Raw genomic sequence first — 24014 nt, forward strand, 5'->3', positions numbered from 1 at the left:
GCGTCCGCCTCGCAGCGGACGCGGGCTTTGCGTCCTTTATAGTCCAGGAACAAGGTAGAACATAATGCGTATTAGCAGCAAGCTTGTTGGCGTCGGCGTACTGGCCCTGATGACGGGTTGCTCGACCCTCAATTCGCTCAATCCATTTGCATCAGACAAGAAGGGCGATCAACCCGCCAAACTCGTCGAACTCAAGGGCAGCATGGCCGTGCGTACCGCATGGAAACTCGATATCGGCAAGGCGAAGAGCTACCAGTTCTCGCCTGCGCTGACCGGCAACACGCTCGTCGTGGCCGCAGCCGATGGCGCCATTGCGCGCGTCGACGCCGCCACCGGCAAGCAGCTGTGGCGCGTCAAGGCCGACAGCGAGCTGTCGGCGGGCGTGGGCACGGATGGCAACCTGATCGCCGTGGGCGGCGAAAAGGGCATCCTGATGGGCTACAACATGGATGGCAAGCTGCTCTGGAAAACGCAGCTGTCGAGCGAGATCCTGTCGGCGCCGGTCGTGTCGCAAGGCATCGTGGTCGCCCGGTCGATCGACAACCGCATCGTCGGTGTCGATGCCACCGACGGCAGCAAGAAATGGACCGTGCAGAAGGTCGCGCCGCCGCTGACGCTGCGCAACGCGCCGGGCATGATCGTGGCCGGCACCGACGTGATCGTCGCCCAGCCGGGCGGCAAGCTGTCCGCACTGATCATCGCGACCGGCGCACCGCGCTGGGACGTCGAGGTCGGCATCTCGCGCGGCGCGACCGAACTGGAGCGCGTCACCGACATCGGCGGCGCCCCGGTGCTGTTCGAAAACGAGGTGTGCGCCGCGTCCTATCAAGGGCGCGTAGGCTGCTTTGACCTGGTGACTGGTTCGGCGCGCTGGACGCGCGACCTGTCTTCCAGCGTCGGCGTGGCCGTCGACCAATTGTTCGTGTTCGCACCGGACGACAAGGGAGCACTCAATGCATTCACCCGCGACACGGGCGCCAGCAGCTGGAAGAACGACAAACTGTCGTTCCGCCGCCTGTCGACCCCGCTGTCGTATGGCCGCGCTGTTGCGGTCGGCGACTACGAAGGCTATGTGCACTTCCTGTCGCGCGAAGATGGATCTTTCCTGGCGCGCGCCGCAACCGACGGGAGCCCGATCGTGGGCACGCCGCTGGTCGCCGGTTCAAACCTGATTTTTCAAACACAAAACGGAACTGTGACCGCCATCGCGGTCGAATAAGAAAACATGAAGCCGGTAATCGCACTCGTAGGTCGACCCAACGTCGGGAAATCGACCTTATTTAACCGCATGACCCGTTCGCGCGACGCGTTGGTGGCCGACATGCCAGGCCTGACGCGCGACCGCCATTACGGCGAAGGCCGCATTGGCGAACGACCATTTCTGGTCATTGACACGGGCGGTTTCGAGCCGGTCGCCAAAGAAGGCATCATGCACGAAATGGCGCTGCAAACGCGCCAGGCCGTCGCCGAAGCCGACGTGGTCGTGTTCATCGTCGACGGCCGTCAGGGCCTGACCCCGCACGACAAGACCATCACCGATTTCCTGCGCAAGAGCGGCCGCAAGGTCATGCTCGTCGTGAACAAATCGGAAGGCATGAAGTACACCGCCGTCACCGCCGACTTCTATGAGCTCGGCATGGGCGACCCGTACGTCATCTCGGCCGCCCACGGCGACGGCGTGTCCGACCTCGTGGTCGAGGCGCTCGACGCCGCATTTGCCGCGCGGCCGGATGAGCCTGCCGAACTCGAGCACGTCGACCATGGCATCAAGATCGCCATCGTCGGCCGCCCGAACGTGGGCAAATCGACGCTGATCAACACGCTGGTCGGCGAGCAGCGCGTGATTGCCTTCGACATGCCGGGTACCACGCGCGACTCGATCGAAGTACTGTTCGAACGCGACGGCAAGAAATTCACGCTGATCGACACCGCGGGTATCCGTCGTCGCGGCAAGATCTTCGAGGCCATCGAGAAGTTCTCGGTCGTCAAGACCATGCAGTCGATCGCCGACGCCAATGTCGTCGTGCTGCTGCTCGATGCCCAGCAGGACATCTCGGAACAGGACGCGCACATCGCCGGCTTCATCCTGGAGTCGGGCAGGGCGCTGGTCGTGGCCGTCAATAAATGGGATGGCCTCAAAACCGACGAGCGCGACGAAGTCAAAATCGACCTCGACCGCAAGCTCGATTTCCTCAGCTTCGCCAACACGCACTTCGTCTCGGCACTGCGCGGCACCGGCATCACGCAACTGATGAAATCGGTCGAGGCGGCCTACGCTGCCGCCACCGCCAACCTGTCGACGCCGCGCCTGACGCGCGCGCTGCAAGAGGCCGTGGAGAAGCAAGAGCCGAAACGCAAGGGCTCGGGCCGTCCAAAGATGCGCTACGCCCACCAGGGTGGCCAGAACCCGCCGATCATCGTCATCCACGGCAATGCCCTGGACGGGATTAGCGAGCCGTACAAGCGCTATCTCGAGAAGCATTTCCGTGAGACGTTCAGCCTGGTCGGCACGCCGCTGCGGATCGAGCTGCGCAGTGGCAAGAATCCGTTCGCGAAGCCGTAGCAGTACGACAAAAAGTGGCGAAACAGGTTACAGTAGTTCGAGGCCGCATTCGCTTTGGCAGAATATGGCCTCACCCATGTGGCATGACTACTTGAAAATCGGCAAATCGCCTCAAACTTTTAACTACAACAACATCACGGAGCTGTTATGAGCAACAAAGGGCAACTGTTACAAGACCCATTCCTCAACGCCTTGCGCAAGGAACACGTCCCTGTCTCGATCTACCTGGTCAACGGTATCAAGCTGCAGGGTCATATCGAATCCTTCGACCAATACGTCGTTTTGCTTCGCAACACCGTGACCCAGATGGTCTATAAACACGCCATCTCCACCGTCGTGCCGGCCCGCGCCGTCAACCTCAATCTTGACTCCAGCGAAGCCGAGTAACGCCGATGGCTGACGCCCCCGGCACGCCGCTCATGCGCGCAGCCCTGGTCGGCATCGACTTCGGGACTGGCGACTTCAACGCCAGTCTCGAAGAGCTGTCCCTGCTTGCGCAGTCCGCTGGCGCCGAACCGATCACCACGATCACGGCCAAGCGGTCGAGCCCCGATCCCGCACTTTTTATCGGCAGCGGCAAGGCCGATGAAATCGCCCTCGACGCCAAGGCACTCGGCGTTGATATCGTCATCTTCAACCACGCACTCTCGCCTGCCCAGCAGCGTAACCTCGAGCGCCGTCTCGATCTGCGCGTCGTCGACCGTACCAGCCTGATCCTCGATATCTTTGCGCAGCGCGCCAAGAGCCACGAGGGCAAGCTGCAGGTCGAGCTGGCGCAGTTGCAGCATCTGGCCACGCGCCTGATTCGCGGCTGGACTCACCTCGAACGGCAAAAGGGCGGTATCGGCCTGCGCGGTCCCGGTGAAACCCAGCTCGAGACCGACCGCCGGCTGATCGGCGAACGGGTCAAGGCGCTGCGCGCACGGCTGGCCAAGCTGCGCAAGCAGCACGAGACCCAGCGTCGTCAGCGCGGCCGCAACAATACCTTCTCGGTGTCCCTCGTCGGCTACACCAATGCCGGCAAGTCGACGCTGTTCAACTCGCTGACCAAGGCCGGCGTCTACGTGGCAAACCAGCTCTTCGCCACGCTCGACACGACCAGTCGCCGCATGTATCTGGGCGACGACGTCGGCAGCATCGTGATCTCCGACACCGTCGGCTTCGTGCGCGACTTGCCGCACCAGTTGGTGGCGGCGTTTCGCGCCACGCTTGAAGAGACGATCCACGCCGATCTGCTGCTGCACGTGGTCGACAGCGCGTCGCCCACGCGCATGGAGCAGGTAGAGCAGGTCAATGAGGTATTACGCGAGATCGGCGCCGATCATGTTCCCCAAATTCTGGTCTGGAACAAGATCGATGCGGCGGGCCTGGAGCCCGCGATCGAGCGTGATGAGTATGATAAGATCAACCGGGTATTCATCAGTGCTCATAGCGGCGCCGGCCTGGATCTGCTGCGTTCGGCGATCGCCGAAACGGCCAGATCCGCGCCTGGTCAAAGCAACCGGGCCACCCCGGAAAACGAAGAACAGGACGACGCTTTCGAGCTCGCCGAGGTCGATGCGTCGGTGGACGCGCTGCCTGGCGCGCTATCCGAAGGTCCTGCCGACCATCTGCCAACTTCCACCCTTGTCGGGCCACGCTAAGCCTATGTTTGTTTCCATACTAAAAAGATTCGGCGTCAAACTGTCGCTGAACGACCCTCGCTGGGGCCGCAACCCAGAAGATGACCGCAAGGCCCAGGACGGTCGCCGTCCGGGCGACGGTCCCCCTGACCTCGACCAGATGTGGCGCGATTTCAATGCGCGCCTCAACAAGATGTTCGGCAACCGTGGCAACAACAACAACGGCGGTGGCGACAATAGCGGTGGTCCGAACCGCGAAATGCGTGGCGCGGGCATCGGCGCTGGCGTCATTGCCGTCATCGTCGGCTTCATCTGGCTGGCCTCCGGCGCGTTCATCGTGCAAGAGGGTAAAACGGCCGTGGTCACGACGTTCGGCGAGTTGAGCCACACGACGACGCCGGGCTTCAACTGGCGTTGGCCGTACCCTATCCAGGCCCACGAAATCGTCGATGTGTCGACGATCCGTACGGCCGAGATCGGCTATCGCGGCACGGCCAGCAACAAGCAGACGCAAGAATCGCTGATGCTTACCGACGACGAAAACATCGTCGACATCCAGTTTGCGGTCCAGTACACGCTGAAAGACCCGGTCGCCTGGGTGTTCAACAACCGCGACCAGGACGACACCGTGCGCCAGGCCGCCGAGACGGCGATCCGCGAAGTGGTCGGTCGCAGCAAGATGGACTTCGTCCTCTACGAAGGCCGCGAAAAAGTCGCTGCCGACGTGCAGGCGCTGATCCAGACGATCACCGACCGCTACAAGCTGGGCGCCCTGATCAGCAACGTGACGATGCAGGGCGTGCAACCGCCCGAGCAGGTCCAGAACGCGTTCGACGACGCCGTGCGCGCCAGCCAGGACCGTGCCCGCGCCCGTAACGAAGGCGAAGCGTATGCCAACCAGGTGATCCCGGCCGCGCGCGGTCAGGCCTTCCGCCTGCAGCAGGACGCAGAAGCGTATCGCTCGATGGTGGTGGAAAACGCAACCGGTAATGCGTCGCGCTTCGACCAGGTGGTCGCTGCCTACGCCAAGGCGCCGGGCGTGACCCGTGACCGCATGTATGTCGACACGATGCAGCAGATCTTCTCCAGCACCACCAAGGTGATGATCGACTCGCGTGCCAATAACAACATGCTGTACCTGCCGCTCGACAAGCTGATGCAGCAGGTTACGGCCAACGATGCCCAGGTCGGCAGCAAGTCGGGTCCGGTGCAAGTGCCAAGCACTGCCCAGCCGGCTGAAGTCACCCAGGCCCTGGAAGCGGTGCGCCAGCGTGATGAGCGCAGCCGTGATTCCTCACGTGATCGGGAGACCCGTTAATGAACCGCTTCGTTACCATCTTCGTGGCCGGCTTCATCGCACTGATGCTGCTGTCGTCCACCATTTTCGTCGTCGACCAGCGCCGCTACGCGATCGTGTTCGCGCTCGGCCAGGTCAAGGAAGTGATCGACACGCCAGGCCTGCATTTCAAGCTGCCGCCACCGTTCCAGAACGTGGTGTACATGGACAAGCGCATCCTGACGCTCGACACGCCTGACGTGAACCGCTTCATCACGTCCGAGAAGAGCAACGTGCTGGTCGATTCGTTCATCAAGTGGCGCATCAGCGATCCGCGCCTGTACTACGTCAGTTTCGCGGGCGATGAAACGCGCGCGCAGAACCGGCTGTCGCAGATCATCAAGGCGGCGCTGAGCGACGAGATCACCAAGCGCACCGTGCGCGAAGTAATTTCGGGCCAGCGTGCAGCCGTGATGGCAGCGGTGCAGGCCAAGCTGGTGTCTGAAGCGAAGGAAGTCGGCATCGGCATTGTCGACGTGCGCCTCAAGCGCGTCGAGTACACCGAGCAGAACATCAACTCGGTGTATGAACGCATGCGCGCCGAGCGTGTCCGCGTTGCCAACGAATCGCGTTCGACTGGTGCTGCCGAATCCGAACAGATCCGCGCCGACGCCGATCGCCAGCGCACCGTGATCATCGCCGAAGCGTTCCGCGATGCCGAAAAAGTCAAGGGTGACGGCGATGCGAAAGCCTCGGCGATCTACGCCGAGGCCTTTGGCAAGAACCCGGAATTCGCTCGCTACTACCGTTCGCTCGAAGCCTACCGCACCAGCTTCAAGGATCGCAGCGATGTCCTGGTCGTCGATCCGAACTCGGAGTTCTTCAAGTACTTCAAGGCGCCGGCAGGCGGTGGCAAGTAACGTCGTGCCCGTCCGCTGGCGGGCGTGAATCACTGACCTGGGGGAGCAGGGCCATTGGCCTTGCTCCCCCAGCTTCGTATACGGCGCGCATAGCTGGCTCTGCTTGAGATCGTGGCAGATTATCAACCTTGAACCCTGCCAGTTCCGCTTTCCCTGCCTCAGTCAGACCGTTTTCGGTTAAAATCACCGATTCGGCGTTCGCGTCGTGCGCTGGCACGCCTGTCGTACGAAGCTTGCCATTGACTATCTCAAACCCATTACGTCGTTGCCCATGCCGAATTGGCTATTGCCTGAAAATATCGCCGATGTCTTGCCGTCCGAAGCGCGCAAGATCGAAGAGTTGCGCCGACTGATGCTCGACAACTTCCGGCTCTACGGTTACGAATTGGTGATGCCGCCGCTGCTCGAGTATCTCGACTCGCTGCTGGCCGGCGCCGGTGCGGACACCGACCTGAAAACCTTCAAGGTCATCGATCCGCTGTCGGGCCGCCTGCTCGGTCTGCGCGCCGACATGACCACGCAGGTCGCGCGCATCGACGCGCACCTGCTCAACCGTGAGTCGATCACACGCCTGTGCTATGCCGGCAGCGTGCTGCATACGCGCCCGTCGGGCCTGCATGCTACGCGCGAGCCGATGCAGATCGGTGCCGAGATCTACGGCCACGCAGGCCTGGAAGCCGATGCCGAGATCCAGGAACTGGCGCTTGGTTCCCTGGCCCTTGCCGGTTTCACGAACGTGCGTCTGGATCTGGCCCACGTCGGCGTGCTGCGCGCACTGCTCGACGACGACCCGGCCGCCAAGCGCGACGAGAATCAGCTCTACAGCCTGCTGCGCGCCAAGGATGCGCCGGGCCTGGACGCCATCTCGCAGAATTACTACCCGCAGACCCGCAAGGCGCTGCTGGCCTTGCCGCATCTGTATGGCGACATCGAGGTGCTGGCGAAAGCCCGCGACTTGCTGCCGGCCCTGCCGGGCGTGCAGCGCGCACTGGCCGAACTGGCAGCGCTGGCCGCCGGCGCGCTGGGCCGCGCCGAGATCGCGATCGATCTGGCCGACCTGCGCGGTTACCAGTACGAAAGCGGCGCCATGTTCGCGTTGTACGTGACGGGGCTGCCGAACGCAGTCGCGCGCGGCGGTCGTTACGACCATGTGGGCGAAGCATTCGGCCGTGCGCGCCCGGCGACGGGTTTCTCGCTCGACCTGCGCGAACTGGCCCGGCTGTTGCCGATGGCCGAGCGCAAGCATTCCATTCGCGCGCCCTGGGGCAATGCCCCCGAGCTGAAGGAAAAAATCGCTGACCTGCGCAAGGCAGGCGAAGTCGTGATCCAGAGCATGCCGGGTCACGACAATGTTCAGGACGAGTTCGAGTGCGACCGCGTACTCGTCCTCGAAAGTGGAAATTGGATTCTCAAAAACTTAGGTTAAGTGATGTCAAATACTAACGTGGCAAAGAACGTCGTTGTCATCGGCACCCAGTGGGGCGATGAAGGCAAGGGCAAGATCGTCGACTGGCTCACCGACCACGCCGCTGGCGTGGTGCGTTTCCAGGGTGGCCATAACGCTGGTCATACCCTGGTGATCAAGGGCCAGAAAACCGCGCTGCAGCTGATCCCGTCGGGCATCATGCGCGAAGGCGTCGCCTGCTACATCGGCAACGGTGTCGTGGTCTCGGTGCCGGACGTCATGCGCGAAATCGACAAACTGGCTGCGGCCGGCGTCGAAGTCGTCTCGCGTCTGATGATCTCGGAAGCCTGCCCGATCATCCTGCCGTACCACGTCGCCATCGACAAGGCACGTGAACTCAAGCGCGGCGAGAACAAGATCGGCACCACGGGCAAGGGCATCGGCCCGGCCTACGAAGACAAGGTCGCGCGCCGCGCGATCCGCATCGCCGACCTGCTCAATGCAGAACGTTTTGCCGAGAAGCTCAAAGAGAACCTCGACTACCACAACCACGTGCTGGTGAACTACCTGGGCGCCGAAGCGATCGACTTCCAGACCACGTTCGACGACGCCATGGCCCTCGTGCCACGCCTGCGTCCGATGGTCGGTGACGTGTCGTCCGCGCTGTACGCCGCGCACAAGGCCGGCGGCAAGCTGCTGTTCGAAGGCGCGCAAGGCTCGCTCCTGGACGTCGACCACGGCACCTATCCGTTCGTTACCTCGTCGAACTGCGTGGCCGGCAATGCCGCTGCCGGCGCCGGCGTTGGCCCGAACATGCTGCACTACATCCTGGGCATCACCAAGGCCTACACCACCCGCGTCGGTTCGGGCCCGTTCCCGGCCGAACTGCCAACCGACGCTGGCGTCGGCGAGCACCTGTCGCGCGTGGGCCACGAGTTCGGCACCGTCACGGGCCGCGCCCGTCGCTGCGGCTGGTTCGATGCCGCGCTGCTGCGCCGCTCGGTCCAGATCAATGGCGTGTCGGGCATGTGCCTGACCAAGCTCGATGTGCTGGACGGCATTGAGTCGTTGAAGCTTTGCACCGGCTACAAGATCGACGGCCGCGCGGTCGACATCTTCCCGGTCGGCGCCGAAGACGCAGCCCGCTGCGAGCCGGTGTACGAAGAGATGCCGGGCTGGACCGAAAGCACCGTCGGCGCCAAGTCGATGGAAGCGCTGCCGGCCAACGCCCGCGCCTACATCCAGCGCATCGAAGAACTGGTCGGCGTGCCGATCGACATGGTCTCGACCGGTCCTGACCGCGAAGAAACGATCGTGCTGCGCCACCCGTTCGCCGCCTAACGACAAAATCTGGAGTCAAAAAAGATGAATTCCCCTGTATCGACGGAAAAAGACCTGTGGGTCTCGTGGGACGAATACCACCGCCTGATCGAGCGCCTGGCGCTGCAAGTGTATGAATCGGGCTGGAAGTTCGACCAGGTGCTGTGCCTGGCGCGCGGCGGCGTGCGTCCGGGCGACGTGTTCTCGCGCATTTTCGATGTGCCGCTGGCGATCCTGTCGACCAGCTCGTACCGCGAAGAAGCGGGAACCAAGCAAGGCGACCTGGACATCTCGAAGTACATGACGATGACCAAGGGCCCGCTGGCCGGCCGCGTGCTGCTGGTGGATGATTTGGCCGACTCGGGCGTGACGCTGCGTAAAGTCAGCCAGCACCTGACCGAGAACTACCCGCAGGTCACCGAAGTCAAATCGGCGGTCATCTGGGTCAAGGGCACGTCGTCGATTCGTCCGGATTATTTCCTGGACGACCTGCCGCACAATCCGTGGATTCACCAGCCGTTTGAAGAATACGACGGCCTGCGTCCGCATCAGCTGTCGGCCTGGCTGAAGAAGTTCGAGAAATAATTCAGCCAGTCAGATGGCCGATGAGCGGGGAAGGGCGGATGCCTTTCCCCGCTTTTTTATTGGCGCTTCACTGTGGCAATCGAGCTCACCAATAGGTAACGGTTACAGCGCCTTCTTTTTCTTCTTAGGCAGCGGTAATTCCTGCGCGGTAATCCGCACCAGCTGGCTCAGCCAGTCCCGGTCTTCGCACAGGTCGCCGTCAATCTGGAAGCACGGTTTCGCGCCGGGATAGGGTGGCGCCTCGACAGGGATCCCGATATGGGATCGACCACCCTTCGTTGGCTTGACGAACAGGACATCGTCGCATACCAGCGCGACCATCTTCTCGTCGAGATAGATGCCGTATTCGCCGAACATCTTCTTGGCGCTGACCGCCCCGACTGCGCTCATCTGGTCGAGGATGAAGTCGACCGTGCTTTGATGTGATCCCATGTCCGCTTTCGATGGTGAGGTGACCGGCCTTCGTGCCAGATCGTCCGGCACGTTGATGCACTCTGGTAAGATTACGCCTTTACTGTAGTCGCATCTTCCAATAATAATAAGCCATGACCCAAAGCTTCTTCTCCACCTTCATCCTGCTCATTCTCGTGACCGACCCGTTCGGTAACGTCCCGCTGTTTGCCGCCGCACTGAAAGACACGCCGCTCGAGCGCCGCAACCGCATCGTGATCCGCGAGTGCGCCATCGCCTTCGTGCTGCTGCTGGTATTCATGTTCTTCGGCAAGCACTTCCTGGAAGCGTTGCACCTGAGCCCCATCGCGCTGCGCATCGGCGGCGCCGTGATCCTGTTGATGATCGCGATCCGCATGATCTTCCCGCACCCGGATGGCGTACTGGGCAAGAGCGAGGGCGGCGAACCGTTCATCGTGCCGCTGGCGATTCCCGCGCTGGCTGGCCCGTCGGCACTGGCCACCGTGCTGCTGCTGTCGGCCACCAGCTTTACCGAAACGATGGTGCACGTGGCGGCGCTGGCAGCGGTCGGCATCGTCTGGCTCGCGGTGTTCCTCAGCGCGGAGAAGCTGCAGCAAAAGCTCGGTCCGCAAGTCATGACGGCCTTCGAGCGCCTGATGGGTTTGATCCTGACGGCGATGGCGGTCGAGATGCTGCTGGGCGGGATCCGCGAGTTTGTGCGGACGCTGTAACGCTCACGTCATGCTCACGTCACGCTCCCGTGCGTGAGCCGTACAGTAAATCTGGCAAACTTCGCTTGCGCGATGTGCGCGGATCAACACGAAGCATCATGGGTATGAATCAGGTAGATGAGGCGCCGACGGATGTGCGGCAAGAACCGTCGTTATTCCTCGGCGGCGGCACGATGCGCGCGCTGATGCGCGAACACGACTGGGATGCTTCGCCACTCGGGCAGCCGCGCGACTGGCCGCAGGCCTTGCGTACGACCGTCGCGCTGATGCTCGATTCAAAGTTCCCCATGTTTGTCGCCTGGGGCGACGAGCTCGGCTTCCTGTACAACGATGCCTACGGCGTCATCCTGGGCGCCAGGCATCCGGCCTCGCTTGGCCTCGGCTTTTGCGATGTGTGGCCGGACATCTGGGACGACGTCGCGCCGCTGGTCGCGCGCACGATGGGCGGCGAGTCCATTTACCTCGATCGTTTTCCGCTGACCATGCGCCGCCATGGTTACGACGAAGAGACGTGGTTCCGCTTTTCGTATTCGCCAGTAAGAGGCGACGACGGCCTGGTGGCCGGCATGTTCTGCGCCTGTGTTGAAATCACCAACGAAGTGCTGGCGCAGCGCTACCGCGACGAAGAAAACACGCGCCTGGTGAGTCTGTTCGAGGAAGCGCCCGGCATCATTGCCGTGTTGCGGGGCCCGGACCACGTGTTCGAACTGTGCAACCGTTCTTATCTGGCACTGGTCGGCCATCGCGATCTCATTGGCAAGCCAGTGCGCGACGCATTGCCGGAGGTGCAGGGGCAGGGCTACTTCGAGCTGCTCGACCAGGTCTATACCAGCGGCCAGCCGTTTGTCGGCCATGCGGTGCCGCTGCGCGTGCAACGCGAGCCGGGTGGCCCGCTCGAGGAATGCTTTCTTGATTTTGTCTACCAGCCGATCCGCGACCAGCAGGGCAGGGTGACGGGTATTTTCGTGGAGGGCAGCGACGTCACCGTGCGCAAGCGCATCGAGGACGAGCTGCGCGAAGCCAACCGCCAGAAGGATGACTTCCTGGCGATGCTCGCGCATGAGCTGCGCAATCCGCTCGCGCCCATCACCACCGCCGCGCAACTGCTGCAGCAGGGCCAGATGGATTCGCCCGGCATCGCGCGCGCCAGTGCGATCATCGCGCGCCAGGCCCAGCACATGACGGCGCTCGTCAATGATTTGCTGGACGTCTCGCGCGTCACGCGCGGGCAGGTCACGATCGTGCAGGAAACCGTGGCCGTCGAACGGCTCGTGCAGGAAGCGGTGGAGCAGGTGCGCCCGTTGCTGGACAGCTGCCAGCATGCACTGTTCGTCGACATCGAACCGGGCCTGTATGTGCGGGGCGACCGCACGCGGCTGATCCAGGTGCTGTCCAATATCCTGAACAATGCTGCCAAATACACGCCTGCCAGAGGCCGCATCGTGCTGAGCGTGCGCATGGATGGCGGCGACGTGCGCATTGCCGTGCGTGACAACGGCCAGGGCATCGAGCCCCCGATGCTGCCGTATATTTTCGACCTGTTCACGCAGGCCGAACGCACGCCGGACCGCTCGCAAGGCGGGCTGGGCCTTGGTCTGGCACTGGTCAAGAGCCTGGTCCAGCTGCATGGCGGCCGCGTCGATGCGCTCAGTGACGGGCTGGACGAGGGCAGCGAATTCGTCGTGTATCTGCCGCTGCTGGAACCGGTCGCGCCCGTAGCGGCTGCTGAGTCAGCCGCGCCTGCGATGGAAGCGTCCGGTTTGCGCGTGCTGGTAGTCGACGACAACGTCGATGCCGCCGAGATGCTGGCCACGCTGCTGGAAATGAATGGGTATGAAGTCCGTGTCGAATTCGACGGTGCGAGTGCGCTGGCGACGGCATTGCGCGAGCCGCCGGCCGTGGCGCTGCTCGATATCGGCTTGCCGGATATGGACGGCCACGAACTGGCGCGCCGCCTGCGCGCGCAGCCGGCGACAGCGGAAGCCGTGCTGGTGGCGCTGACCGGGTACGGCCAGGCCGAAGACCAGGAGCAGGCCCGGCAGGCCGGCTTCAACCATCATATGGTCAAGCCGGCCGATCTGGACCGGCTGTTGACGTTGCTGGCCGGTATAGAGCGCTAAGCCGGCAACGCCCGGCTGGCCCTACTTGCCCAGCATCGAGACGACGTTGTCGGCCCCTGGCGCGCCGAACGCCTGCTGCTTGAGCACATGCAGCTGGTCGCGCACCTGCGCGGCTTTCTCGAACTCCAGGTTCTTGGCGTGATCGACCATGAGTTTTTCGAGGCGCTTGATCTCTTTGCTGATCTGCTTCTCGCTCATCGATTCGATCTTTGCTGTTTCCTTCGCCTCTTCCAGCACCTCGCGCGCCGCGTTCGGGCTGTACACGCCGTCGATCATTTCCTTGATCTTCTTGTGCACGCCTTTCGGGATGATGCCGTGTTCGAGGTTGAACGCAACCTGCTTGGTACGGCGGCGTTCGGTCTCGTCGATGGCGCGCCGCATCGAATCGGTGACGCGGTCCGCGTACAGGATCGCCACGCCGTTCAGGTTACGCGCCGCGCGGCCGATCGTCTGGATCAGCGAGCGTTCGGAGCGCAGGAAGCCTTCTTTGTCGGCGTCGAGCACCGCCACCAGTGACACCTCCGGCAAATCCAGGCCCTCGCGCAGCAGGTTGATGCCGACCAGCACGTCGAAGGTGCCCAGGCGCAGGTCGCGCAGGATTTCCACGCGCTCGACCGTGTCGATATCGCTGTGCAGGTAGCGCACCTTGATGCCGTGGTCGCCCAGGTATTCGGTGAGCTGCTCGGACATGCGCTTGGTCAGCGTCGTCACCAGCACGCGCTCGTCCTTGGCGACGCGGTCGTTGATTTCGCCCATCAGGTCGTCGACCTGCGACAGGGCAGGGCGCACGATGATCATCGGGTCGACCAGACCGGTCGGGCGCACCACCTGCTCGACGACGTTGTCGGCGCGGCCCTGTTCGTATTCGGCCGGCGTGGCCGAGACGAAAATCGTCTGGCGCATCTTGCCTTCGAACTCGACGAATTTCAGCGGCCGGTTATCGAGCGCCGACGGCAGGCGGAAACCATATTCGACCAGGTTTTCCTTGCGCGAGCGGTCGCCGTTGTACATCGCATTGAGCTGACCGATCATCACGTGCGACTCGTCCATGAACATCAGCGCGTCTTTCGGCAGGTAGTCGATCAGCGTCGGTGGCGGCTCGCCCGGCATCGCGCCGGACAGGTGGCGCGAATAGTTCTCGATGCCCTTCGTAAAACCGATCTCGGCCATCATCTCGAGGTCGAAGCGGGTGCGCTGCTCGAGGCGCTGTTCTTCGATCAGTTTATTTTGCTGGCGGAATTCTTCGAGGCGGTCGCGCAGCTCGGCCTTGATCGATTCGACCGCGCGCAGCACGGTCGAGCGTGGCGTGACGTAGTGCGAACCTGGATACACGGTAAAGCGCGGGATCTTCTGGCGCACGCGACCCGTCAGCGGATCGAACAATTGCAGCGATTCGATCTCGTCGTCGAACATCTCGACGCGGATTGCCAGCTCGGCGTGCTCGGCCGGGAAGATGTCGATCGTGTCGCCGCGCACGCGGAACGAGCCGCGCGAGAAATCCATCTCGTTGCGCGTGTACTGCATCTGGATCAGGCGCGCGATGATGTCGCGCTGGGCCACTTTGTCCTTGTGGCGCAGCGTGAGAATCATCTTGTGGTATTCGTTCGGATTACCGATACCGTAGATGGCCGAGACGGTGGCGACGATGACGACGTCGCGCCGCTCCATCAGCGACTTGGTGCACGACAGGCGCATCTGCTCGATGTGCTCGTTGATCGACGAGTCCTTTTCGATGAACAGGTCGCGCTGCGGCACGTAGGCTTCGGGCTGGTAGTAATCGTAGTATGAGACGAAATACTCGACCGCGTTTTGCGGGAAGAATTCGCGGAACTCCGAATACAACTGGGCCGCCAGCGTTTTATTGGGCGCGAAAATGATCGCGGGCCGGCCTGCCTGCGCGATCACGTTGGCCATCGTGTAGGTCTTGCCAGAGCCCGTGACGCCCAGCAGCGTCTGGTACATCAGGCCGTCGTCGATGCCTTCCATCAGCCCTTTGATCGCGGTGGGCTGGTCGCCCGCCGGCTCGAACGGCTGGTGCAGTTTGAACGGCGAATCCGGGAACGTGATGACGGTCGGTTCGGGAGAAGTTGCGATGGATAATTCAGCCATGCTTACAGACCTTTGTTAGAATGAGAATCCGCTCGCGGCCCCGCAGGTTCAAGGGCCGCTGTCTATACAATTGCAAACCCCGCCGCTGCCATTCCAGCCAACAAAACCGAGTTTATCAGATGACTTCCACTGCCTCCGCCAGCCTGTTCAGCGCCATTGAAATGGCCCCACGCGACCCGATCCTGGGCATCACCGAAGCCTTCAACGCCGACACGAACACCGCGAAAATCAACCTCGGCGTGGGTGTCTATTATGACGACAAGGGCAAAGTGCCGCTGCTCGAGTGCGTGCAGAAGGCGGAAGCCAAACTGATGGAGCAGCCAACGCCACGGACCTACCTGCCGATCGAAGGTCTGGCAGCGTACGACAAGGCGGTGCAAGAGCTGGTATTTGGTGTCGACAGCCCGGTAATTCAAGAGAAACGCGCACTGACCGTGCAAGCCATCGGCGGCACCGGCGCACTGAAAATCGGCGCCGACTTCCTCAAGCGCTTCCTGCCAGCGTCCGATGTGTACATCAGCGACCCAAGCTGGGAAAACCACCGCGCACTGTTCGAAACCGCCGGCTTCACCGTCCACAACTACGCGTATTACGACGCAGCCACGCGCGGCGTGAATTTCGACGGCATGCTGGCCGCACTGAAGGCGATGCCGGCAGGTTCCATCGTCGTGCTGCACGCGTGCTGCCACAACCCGACCGGCGCCGACCTGACGCAAGACCAGTGGGGCCAGGTGATTGCCGCCGTCCAGGCCGGCAATCTGGTGCCATTCCTCGACATGGCCTACCAGGGCTTTGCCAACGGCATCGATGAAGACGGCGCCGTCGTGCGGCGCTTCGCTGCGACCGGCATGGCGATGCTGGTGTCGAACTCGTTCTCCAAATCGTTCTCGCTGTACGGCGAGCGCGTGGGCGCACTGTCGATCGTGGCCACCACGAGCGAAGAAGCCACGCGCGTGCTGTCGCAGCTCAAGCGCGTCGTGCGCACAAACTACTCGAACCCGCCAACGCATGGCGGCAAGGTCGTCGCCACCGTGCTGGCAACGCCTGAGCTGCGCACGTTGTGGGAAGAAGAGCTGGCCGGCATGCGCGTGCGTATCCGCGAGATGCGTGGTGCGATGGTTGAAAAGCTCAAGGCCAAGGCCCCGGGTCACGACTTTGAATTCGTGCGCGAGCAGGTCGGCATGTTCTCGTACTCGGGCTTGAGCAAAGAGCAAGTGGGCAAACTGCGCGACGAATCGATCTACGCCGTGGACACGGGCCGCATCTGCGTTGCGGCGCTCAATTCCACCAACATCGATCGCGTCGTTGACGCCATCGCCAAAGTTCTCTAAAATCGCGGCTCTCTTGATCGCCATGTGCGCGCAAGAGGGCAGCAGTAGATGGAAAACGAAGCGCCTGTGCTGATTTGACAGAAACGTTTCATGAACCATATAATGCCAGCTTCAATTCCCTGATAGCTCAGTTGGTAGAGCGACGGACTGTTAATCCGCAGGTCCCTGGTTCGAGTCCAGGTCGGGGAGCCAGAATACAGAGAAGGCCGCATCGAACGATGCGGCCTTTTTCGTTATGCGGCGCCCGCAGTGTCACAGCGCCGTGTTACAGGAGATATCGCTTGAAGCAACCACTGAAAAGCCACGCCACCCTGATTGAAGGGCAGATGTTTCGCTTCGCCAGAGCCGGGCAGGGCAGCCCGTCGATCGTGCTGATCGGCGGCGCCGGCGGGCCGCTCGATGGCTGGTTCAAGCTGTATCCCGAGATCGAGGCGCTGGGCACCGTGTTCAGCTACGACCGGCCAGGCACGGGCGGCAGCCCAAGGCCGACCGAAGCGCAGTATGGCGAGACCGTCGTCGCGCAGCTGCGCCAGTTGCTGGATTTTGCCAAGGTGCCGCCACCATTCGTGCTGGTGGCGCATTCGTTCGGCGGCCTGCACGCCAACCTGTTCGCGCGCGAGTTCGCCGATGAGGTGGCTGGCGTGCTGTTCATCGAGGCCACCGCGCCGCAGGACGTGGACAACCTCAAGCAATACCAGTCGACACTGCAGCGGGGCTTCGTCAAGCTGCTCGACAGCGTGTCGCCGCGCGATGCGTTCGACGAGATCCGCAACGAGCGCGAGACCGTCAAGGATATTCTCGAAGCACCCGCGTTTCCACTGGTGCCAGTGACGGTGCTGTCTGGCACGAAGCGGCTGCCGCGCTGGCTGGTGCCGGCAGCGCTGGTGCGTGAGCGTGAACGGTCGCAGCTGGCGCTGGCAGCCTTGTCGCCACTGGGTGAGCGGGTCGTGGCCGAGCGCAGCGCGCATTATCCGCAACTGTCCGAGCCGGAACTGGTGCTCGCTACCTTGAAGCGTTTGCTGGCGCGGATCGCTCGCTAGATTTTTCTTTTCGAAAAATTTGCGAAATCGACACCAGCAGGTATAATGCGGCCTCAATTCCCTGATAGCTCAGTTGGTAGAGCGACGGACTGTTAATCCGCAGGTCCCTGGTTCGAGTCCAGGTCGGGGAGCCAGAATACGAAGGGCCGCATGCAAATGCGGCCCTTTTTGTATTGGGTGTCTGATGCGCTTATTTGCCCGACACCGGCTTGACCTTCGCCGCCGCCTCAAGCGCACGTTCACGCGCCGTGGCGATATCGTCCGCCGTCGCCAGTGCCACACCCATGCGCCGCCGCGCAAATGACTCCGGCTTGCCAAACAGGCGCACATCGGCGCCCGGCACCCGCAGCGCCTCGGCCACGCCCTCGAACGCAATCCCGACCTCATCGAGCTGGCCATAGATGACCGCCGACGCGCCCGGCGCGCGCAGGGCCACATTCACCGGCAAGCCGAGAATCGCCTTCGCATGCAGTTCGAACTCGCTTTGCACCTGGCTGGCCATCGTCACCATGCCCGTGTCGTGCGGGCGCGGGCTCACTTCCGAGAACCACACCATGTCGCCCTTGACGAACAGTTCGACGCCGAACACGCCGAGCCCGCCCAGATTGCCCGTGACTTTGGCGGCGATCTCGCGCGAGCGTTCCAGTGCCAATGGTTGCATCGGATGCGGCTGCCACGACTCGACGTAGTCGCCCTGGACCTGCTTGTGGCCGATCGGATCGCAGAAGCTCGTTTCGACCTGGCCATCGGCGCCCAGGGAGCGCACCGTCAGCAGCGTGATCTCGTAATCGAAATCGATGAAGCCTTCGGCGATCACACGCCCGGCGTCGACCCGCCCGGCGCTGGCGGCGTATGCCCAGGCAGCGGCCACGTCGTCCGCGCCGTCGAGCTTGGACTGGCCCTTGCCCGACGACGACATGACCGGCTTGACCACGCACGGGAAGCCCACGGCAGCGCAGGCAGCCTGCAATTCGGCCAGGCTGCTGGCGAACTGGTAGGGCGACGTGGCCAGTCCCAGTTCTTCGGCGGCCAGGCGGCGGATGCCTTCCCGGTTCATCGTCAGTTGTGCTGCGCGCGCGGTCGGGATGCAGGTGATGACGCCCGCCGCTTCCAGTTCGGCCAGCTTGTCGGTGGCGATCGCTTCGATTTCCGGCACCACGAGGTGAGGGCGTTCCTGCGCGATCAAGGCTTCGAGCGCCGCGCCGTCGGTCATGTCGATCACGTGTGCGCGGTGCGCGACCTGGTGGCCCGGCGCGTTCGGATAACGGTCGACGGCGATCACTTCCACGCCCAGGCGTTGCAGGGAGAGGATCACTTCCTTGCCCAGTTCGCCCGAGCCGAGCAGCATGACGCGGGTTGCGGATGGAGAAAGCGGGGTGCCGAGGATGCGGGAAATAGTCATGGTGGTTCGGGGATCGAAAAGGGTGGTGGGAAGCTGCGACTATATCAAAAGCGCTCCCTGGCAGTGGCCAGCCAGCCAATGCGCACACTGCACTGGTCAAATCGGAATCGCCCGGCTATAATATTGCCTCAATTCCCTGATAGCTCAGTTGGTAGAGCGACGGACTGTTAATCCGCAGGTCCCTGGTTCGAGTCCAGGTCGGGGAGCCAGAACAAGAGAAGGGCCGCATGCAGATGCGGCCCTTTTTGCATTGGCGGCGCCAGTATGTCAGCGCCCCTTCTTTTTATTCGCGGTGTAGGTCCGTGTATAGAACCCCGCCGGCTTCTTCGCCACCCACAGGATGAATGCCGCGATATCCGCGTGCCCGCGCAGTGCTTCCCATGTGTGATAGGTCTGCAGCAGTTCGCGCTCGGTGAATGCCGAGTGGATCTTGCGATGGCAGATCTTGTGGATCGGGTACTGGTCGCGCCCCTTGAACGTCTTCGGGATCAAGTGATGGCGGTCGACGTGCTCCGTTCCCAGCGGCCTTCCGCACAACGGGCAGGGGTCCTCGGGCGTGGTCGTGGTTGATTGGTGGAGTGGCATGCGTGCCATATGCAGGGCGATTTTTTACTGCACAAGTCTTGACCCGTGTTTGCTGGAATGATACCAATCGTAACGAATCCTTGTTAAATCGTATTAGTGTAGAATTAACCTGCGAATTATCCCCCAGCATATTTTTTCTCCAGCCCTGAAAGCGACGTGGTTTGCAATGATCGAAGACAACTCCACCGTTTGTTCCGTGCTGTTGATCGACGACGAATCGTTTGCTCAAGACATCATTGCCCACGGCCTCAAGAGCTGTGTCGGTCACCAGCTCCGCTACGAACCCAACGCTGCACGCGCGGTCGAGGTGGCGCGCGAGGTCGACCCGACGGTCGTGATCGTCGATTTGCGCATGCCGGGCGGTGTCGATGGCTTTGACGTCATTGCCATGCTGCGCGCGCATCCGGACACACATGACGTGCCGGTCATCCTGCTCTCGTCCGAAGACGACCCCGATACCAAGTCGAAGGCCTTTGCCGTCGGCGCCAACGACTACATGGTCAAGTGGCCCGATCCGCGCGAGCTCGTGGCGCGGGTCCAGTATCACAGCGGCGCCTGCATCGCGCGGCGCGAGCGCGACGAAGCCTTCGCATCGCTGCGCCTGAGTCAGGAGCAACTGGCGGCCAGCCAGCTGGCGCTGCACCAGGCGCAAAAAATGGAAGCGATCGGTCAGCTTACCGGCGGCGTCGCCCACGATTTCAATAACGTCCTGCAAATCATTGGTGGCAATCTGCAGTTGCTGAAAATGGTCGGCAACCTGAACGATGCCTCGCGCATGCGGGTCGAGATGGCGCTGGCGGGCGTCGAGCGCGGCGCCAAGCTGGCCGCGCACCTGCTTGCCTTCGCGCGCCGCCAGCCGCTGCAGTCGATCGTGATCGATCCGACCCATCTGGTGCGCGAGATGGATGACATGGCCCGCCGCGTCCTGGGCGCCGGCACCCGTGTCCAGACCGAGGTCGCGCCCGGGCTGGGCAGCACCATGGTCGATCCCAACCAGCTGAACAACGTGCTGCTGAACCTGGTCATCAACGCGCGCGACGCGATGCCGGACGGCGGTACGCTGACGATCTGCGCCAGCAATGTTGCCGCTGACGACGACCTGCCTCCCGACGTGCCGCGCAACGATTACGTGCTGCTCGAGATCGCCGATACGGGCAAGGGCATGCCGCCCGACGTGCTGCGCCGGGCATTCGAGCCGTTTTTCACCACCAAGCCGACTGGCCAGGGTACGGGCCTGGGGCTGTCGATGGCGTATGGTTTCGTCAAGCAGTCGGGCGGTGAAATCGTGCTGCGAAGCGAGCCGGGCAAGGGCAGCAGCGTGTGCATCTATTTGCCGCGCAGCGCTGCGACGCCGGTCGAGCATGCCGAGTCGGTTGCGCACATGCCGCTGACGGGCGGCCTGGAAACCATCCTGGTGGTCGAGGACGAAGAAGACGTGCGCTCGTCGACCTGCGGCATCCTGTCGGCGCTGGGCTACGAGGTACTGGAAGCAGCCGATGCGGCCAGCGCGGCGGCGCTGGTCGAAGAAGGCCGGCACATCGACCTGGTATTTACCGACGTGATCATGCCGGGGCCACTGTCGAGCCTGCAACTGGGCGAGATCGTGCGCCGCTGTCTGCCAGAGTGCGAAGTGCTGTATACCTCGGGCTATGCCGAAGGCGTGCTGACCCACGAAGGCAAGCTGGACGCGTCGGTCCATCTACTGCAGAAACCCTACCACCCGGACGCGCTCAGTGCGCGCATCCGTCATTTGCTGCGTCGTTCGCGGCGCGCTTCAGGCAAGCCGCAAACGGCAAGTCACTTCGGCTTGATGTAACGGTACGAGCCTGGCGGCGGCTCGTTGAGCACCGCCCAGAAGATCCCCAGATCGGCAATGGCGCGCACGAATTCGTTGAAATCGACGGGTTTGACCACGTACGCATTCACACCCAGCTCGTAGCTGCGGATCAGGTCCTGTTCTTCTTTAGACGACGTCAGCATCACCACTGGTACCGACCGGAGTTCGGCGGTCTGCCGGATTTCCTTGAGTACTTCGAGGCCGTCGACCTTCGGTAATTTCAGGTCGAGCAGGATCACGGCGGGATTGCCGAGCTGGCGGCCGTCGAACTCGCCCCGCCGGTGCAGATAGTCGAGCGCCTCGGCGCCGTCGCGCGTAACCACGACCTCGTTGGCCAGCTGGCTCTTGGACAGAGCGATGAGGGTGAGCTCCAGGTCGTGTGGATTGTCTTCTACCAGGAGGATGGGCTTAAGCATGCGTGCCTTGTTCTGTGATGGCTTGTTTGGGGAGGGTGAATGAGAACGTCGCGCCTTCGCCCTGGATCGAGTCGGCCCAGACGCGGCCATGATGGCGTTCGATGATGCGCCGCACGTTGGCCAGGCCGATGCCGGTGCCCTGGAAATCTTCCATGCGGTGCAGGCGCTGGAATACGCCGAACAGCTTGTGCACGTAGTCGCGGTTGAAGCCGGCGCCGTTGTCGGCCACGTGGAACGCGTAGTCGGCGCCGGCATCTTCGGCCCAGATCCGGATCACCGCAGGGTCGCGTCCTTTGGTGAACTTGACGGCGTTGGACAGCAGGTTGAACATCGCCAGGTGCAGGAAGGTCGGATCGCCCCGCACGACGGGCATGCGGTCGATGTGCCAGTCGACGCGGCGCTGACCGATCTCGATGCCCAGCTTGTCGATGCAGCCCGAGACCAGGTCGGTCATGTCGATGCTGGTCGGGCGCAGCGCGGCGCGGCCCATCTGCGAGAACGACAGCAGATCGTCGACCAGCTTGCCGGCCAGGCGCGCCGACTCCTTGATGTTCTTCAGAAAGCGCTGACGCAGGGCCACGTCTTCGCTGCCGGCCGATTCGAGCAGCAGGTCGGAAAAGCCGGCAATGTGGCGCAGCGGCGCGCGCAGATCGTGCGAGACCGAATACGAAAATGCTTCGAGTTCCTTGTTGGCGCGGCCCAGCTCTTCGGCCAGTTCGGCCATCTGCTCGGCGCGCTCGAGCGCGATACCCAGCAGCGCCGTGCGGAACTCAGTGGTCAGCTCGATTTCGGCCACGTGCCACGGCAGGCTGTGGCCGCGGATCGTTTCGCGCCAGGTGGCAAAGCTCTGGCGCGGCGATAACCGGCCCGGCGCACCGGGGGCGGCTTCCTTTTCGTACGGATTGCCGGCCCATTCCACGGTCTGGATCATTTCGGGGCGGAACCACAGCAAATAGTGCTGGTGGATGCGCGAAATCGGCAGCGCCAGCAAGCCGCTGGCATTGTGCATGAAGGCCCTTGCCGGCGGGTACACCGCTGCCAGCTCGTCGGTGTGGAAGACGTCGGTGTGGCCATGCACGGCGAGCCAGGTCGACAGGTCGCGAATGGCGGCCTCGTCCGGCGTATCGCCGTAAGTGAGGATGCGTTCCTCCGCCACGACGGCCACGCCGCCGGCACGCGCAAAGCGCAGCAACTCGCCGGACACGCCGCTCAGGTTGTCGATGAAGTCGGCGCTTTTGGTCAGGCGGCCAAGGATTTCGACCATGATGCGGCGCACGTCGAGGCGGAACTGCAGCTCGGCGCTGTCTTCGCGGCCCTCGATGCACAATGCGAGGATCTGACCGAGCTGTTCGCAGGCAGTGCGTTTTTCGACCGATACCGCGCGCGCAGTGGCATTGTGGCACCCGATCAGGCCCCATAACTTGCCCTTGACGATGAGCGAGACCGACACCGATGCCTGCGTGCCCATATTGCGCATGTATTGCAGATGCACGGGCGAGACGCTGCGCAGCGCCGCATACGTCAGGTCGTTACGGGCACCCGTGGCTGGATTGTCCTCTGGCACCAAGGGCGAGACATCGTAATCGGCATCCTGGATCACGCGGATCGGTGAGCTCAGGTACAGCTCGCGTGCCTGGGATGGAATATCGCTGGCCGGGAAAGACTGGTTCAGATACGAGTCGTACTCGGGGGCTTTGGCTTCGGCCACCACGCGGCCGTGGCCATCGTGGTCGAACCGGTAGACCATCACGCGGCCATAACCCGTGACGGAGCGGACGTGACGCGCGGCCAGGTCGGTCAGCGCGGGGATGGATGCCTGCTCGCCGACCTTGGCGAGAAAGTCGGTAATGAGCGGATACAGATGGCGAAAGTCGGCCGGCTGGGCGCGCTCGACCGCTTCGAATTCGGCGATCACCAGGCCGTCCCAGACATGGCCCAGAACATCGAAATGGCGGCCGTTGCCGAGGGTGACAGTGCCCAGATACATCGGGCGCTGGCCAAGCGTATCGCTGTCCAGTTCGCGCGCCATGCGCGCACCGCAGGCGTCGCCAATCACGGCCGCCAGTGGCATGCCGATCGCCGCTTCCGGGGCCAGGCCGGCCAGTTGCAGCAGATTGGCGCTGGCCTGCATCACTTGCAATGCAGGCGACAACGTCAGCATGAAGCCGTGCGGCTGGATACCGCCAGGCGTGCGGATGGGCTCGCTGGCGCAGCTGGCAATGTCGAGTTGGTCGGGAGATGCCTGGGTCATGGGCCGTCGAATTAACACACAGGTGAGCAGGGCCATATTTTAACGTGAAAGTTTGTTCTCACGTCACGATGCGTGAATTCGCCCCCGGTT

General features: G+C 62.8%; 20 protein-coding genes and 3 tRNA genes. 17 read left to right on the plus strand and 6 right to left on the minus strand.

Translation table 11 applies throughout. The annotated features are described in order from the left end of the window. Nucleotides 1–64: 64 nt before the first annotated feature. From bamB to RCH14_RS06145, 9 genes are all read left to right on the plus strand, one after another. The gene (gene bamB, locus RCH14_RS06105) at nucleotides 65–1219 is read left to right on the plus strand and encodes an outer membrane protein assembly factor BamB (RefSeq protein WP_343025266.1); all 1155 of its coding nucleotides are present in this window, start codon (nucleotides 65–67) and stop codon (nucleotides 1217–1219) included. A 6-nt stretch (nucleotides 1220–1225) separates the two neighbouring features. Next, entirely contained in the window at nucleotides 1226–2563 is a 1338-nt protein-coding gene (gene der / locus RCH14_RS06110; RefSeq protein WP_343025267.1) for a ribosome biogenesis GTPase Der, read from the plus strand. Between the two features lie 147 nt (nucleotides 2564–2710). After that, nucleotides 2711–2950, plus strand: a complete 240-nt coding sequence (hfq, locus tag RCH14_RS06115; protein WP_183555416.1) for an RNA chaperone Hfq — start codon at nucleotides 2711–2713, stop codon at nucleotides 2948–2950. 32 nt (nucleotides 2951–2982) lie between these two features. Next, nucleotides 2983–4206: a GTPase HflX gene (gene hflX, locus RCH14_RS06120; protein ID WP_343025544.1), complete on the plus strand. Its 1224-nt coding sequence runs from the start codon at nucleotides 2983–2985 to the stop codon at nucleotides 4204–4206. A gap of 4 nt (nucleotides 4207–4210) precedes the next feature. After that, nucleotides 4211–5503: an FtsH protease activity modulator HflK gene (hflK, locus tag RCH14_RS06125; protein WP_343025268.1), complete on the plus strand. Its 1293-nt coding sequence runs from the start codon at nucleotides 4211–4213 to the stop codon at nucleotides 5501–5503. After that, on the plus strand, nucleotides 5503–6381 hold the full coding sequence (gene hflC, locus RCH14_RS06130) for a protease modulator HflC (protein ID WP_343025269.1): 879 nt from the start codon (nucleotides 5503–5505) through the stop codon (nucleotides 6379–6381). The genes hflK and hflC overlap by 1 nt, the downstream gene beginning before the upstream one ends. A 271-nt stretch (nucleotides 6382–6652) precedes the next feature. Further along, on the plus strand, nucleotides 6653–7807 hold the full coding sequence (locus RCH14_RS06135) for an ATP phosphoribosyltransferase regulatory subunit (RefSeq protein WP_343025270.1): 1155 nt from the start codon (nucleotides 6653–6655) through the stop codon (nucleotides 7805–7807). Between the two features lie 3 nt (nucleotides 7808–7810). Further along, nucleotides 7811–9127, plus strand: coding sequence for an adenylosuccinate synthase (locus RCH14_RS06140; RefSeq protein WP_343025271.1), 1317 nt, complete (start codon nucleotides 7811–7813; stop codon nucleotides 9125–9127). Between the two features lie 24 nt (nucleotides 9128–9151). Beyond that, nucleotides 9152–9691, plus strand: coding sequence for a phosphoribosyltransferase (locus RCH14_RS06145; RefSeq protein ID WP_183555411.1), 540 nt, complete (start codon nucleotides 9152–9154; stop codon nucleotides 9689–9691). A 102-nt stretch (nucleotides 9692–9793) separates the two neighbouring features. Here RCH14_RS06145 and RCH14_RS06150 read toward each other — a convergent pair whose 3' ends face one another. Next, the gene (locus RCH14_RS06150) at nucleotides 9794–10123 is read right to left on the minus strand and encodes a TfoX/Sxy family protein (protein WP_343025272.1); all 330 of its coding nucleotides are present in this window, start codon (nucleotides 10121–10123) and stop codon (nucleotides 9794–9796) included. 113 nt (nucleotides 10124–10236) lie between these two features. Between RCH14_RS06150 and RCH14_RS06155 the strand changes: the two genes are divergently transcribed. Next, nucleotides 10237–10833, plus strand: a complete 597-nt coding sequence (locus RCH14_RS06155; protein ID WP_332530948.1) for a MarC family protein — start codon at nucleotides 10237–10239, stop codon at nucleotides 10831–10833. 104 nt (nucleotides 10834–10937) lie between these two features. Continuing rightward, the gene (locus RCH14_RS06160) at nucleotides 10938–12953 is read left to right on the plus strand and encodes an ATP-binding protein (protein WP_343025273.1); all 2016 of its coding nucleotides are present in this window, start codon (nucleotides 10938–10940) and stop codon (nucleotides 12951–12953) included. A gap of 21 nt (nucleotides 12954–12974) precedes the next feature. On the opposite strand, the gene uvrB is transcribed toward RCH14_RS06160, so the two are convergent. Beyond that, nucleotides 12975–15062: an excinuclease ABC subunit UvrB gene (uvrB, locus tag RCH14_RS06165; protein WP_343025274.1), complete on the minus strand. Its 2088-nt coding sequence runs from the start codon at nucleotides 15060–15062 to the stop codon at nucleotides 12975–12977. 119 nt (nucleotides 15063–15181) lie between these two features. Between uvrB and RCH14_RS06170 the strand changes: the two genes are divergently transcribed. The 4 genes from RCH14_RS06170 to RCH14_RS06185 all read left to right on the plus strand — a co-directional run bounded on the left by RCH14_RS06170 (nucleotide 15182) and on the right by RCH14_RS06185 (nucleotide 17567). Then, a complete protein-coding gene (locus RCH14_RS06170; protein WP_343025275.1) occupies nucleotides 15182–16393 on the plus strand; it encodes an amino acid aminotransferase in 1212 nt (403 codons plus the stop codon). Between the two features lie 116 nt (nucleotides 16394–16509). Continuing rightward, nucleotides 16510–16585 (plus strand) — tRNA-Asn (locus tag RCH14_RS06175). A gap of 89 nt (nucleotides 16586–16674) precedes the next feature. Beyond that, the gene (locus RCH14_RS06180; protein ID WP_343025276.1) at nucleotides 16675–17433 is read left to right on the plus strand and encodes an alpha/beta hydrolase; all 759 of its coding nucleotides are present in this window, start codon (nucleotides 16675–16677) and stop codon (nucleotides 17431–17433) included. Between the two features lie 58 nt (nucleotides 17434–17491). Continuing rightward, nucleotides 17492–17567 (plus strand) — tRNA-Asn (locus RCH14_RS06185). 56 nt (nucleotides 17568–17623) lie between these two features. Here the strand turns inward: RCH14_RS06185 and purT are convergent. Further along, nucleotides 17624–18835: a formate-dependent phosphoribosylglycinamide formyltransferase gene (gene purT, locus RCH14_RS06190; RefSeq protein WP_343025277.1), complete on the minus strand. Its 1212-nt coding sequence runs from the start codon at nucleotides 18833–18835 to the stop codon at nucleotides 17624–17626. Nucleotides 18836–18968: 133 nt separating this feature from the next. Here purT and RCH14_RS06195 point away from each other — a divergent pair. Next, nucleotides 18969–19044: transfer RNA gene (locus tag RCH14_RS06195), tRNA-Asn, on the plus strand. Nucleotides 19045–19102: 58 nt separating this feature from the next. Here the strand turns inward: RCH14_RS06195 and RCH14_RS06200 are convergent. Continuing rightward, complete coding sequence (locus tag RCH14_RS06200) at nucleotides 19103–19420, minus strand: HNH endonuclease signature motif containing protein (RefSeq protein WP_343025278.1); 318 nt, start codon at nucleotides 19418–19420, stop codon at nucleotides 19103–19105. Between the two features lie 166 nt (nucleotides 19421–19586). Between RCH14_RS06200 and RCH14_RS06205 the strand changes: the two genes are divergently transcribed. Continuing rightward, the gene (locus tag RCH14_RS06205) at nucleotides 19587–21236 is read left to right on the plus strand and encodes a response regulator (protein WP_343025279.1); all 1650 of its coding nucleotides are present in this window, start codon (nucleotides 19587–19589) and stop codon (nucleotides 21234–21236) included. Here RCH14_RS06205 and RCH14_RS06210 read toward each other — a convergent pair. Further along, nucleotides 21218–21673 (minus strand): response regulator, encoded by a 456-nt coding sequence (locus RCH14_RS06210; protein WP_343025280.1) that lies wholly within the window; start codon nucleotides 21671–21673, stop codon nucleotides 21218–21220. The genes RCH14_RS06205 and RCH14_RS06210 overlap by 19 nt on opposite strands. Beyond that, a complete protein-coding gene (locus tag RCH14_RS06215) occupies nucleotides 21666–23924 on the minus strand; it encodes an ATP-binding protein (RefSeq protein WP_343025281.1) in 2259 nt (752 codons plus the stop codon). The genes RCH14_RS06210 and RCH14_RS06215 overlap by 8 nt, the downstream gene beginning before the upstream one ends. Nucleotides 23925–24014 lie beyond the last annotated feature (90 nt).

Source organism: Massilia sp. MP_M2, from assembly GCF_039123635.1.
Taxonomy (GTDB): domain Bacteria; phylum Pseudomonadota; class Gammaproteobacteria; order Burkholderiales; family Burkholderiaceae_D; genus Telluria.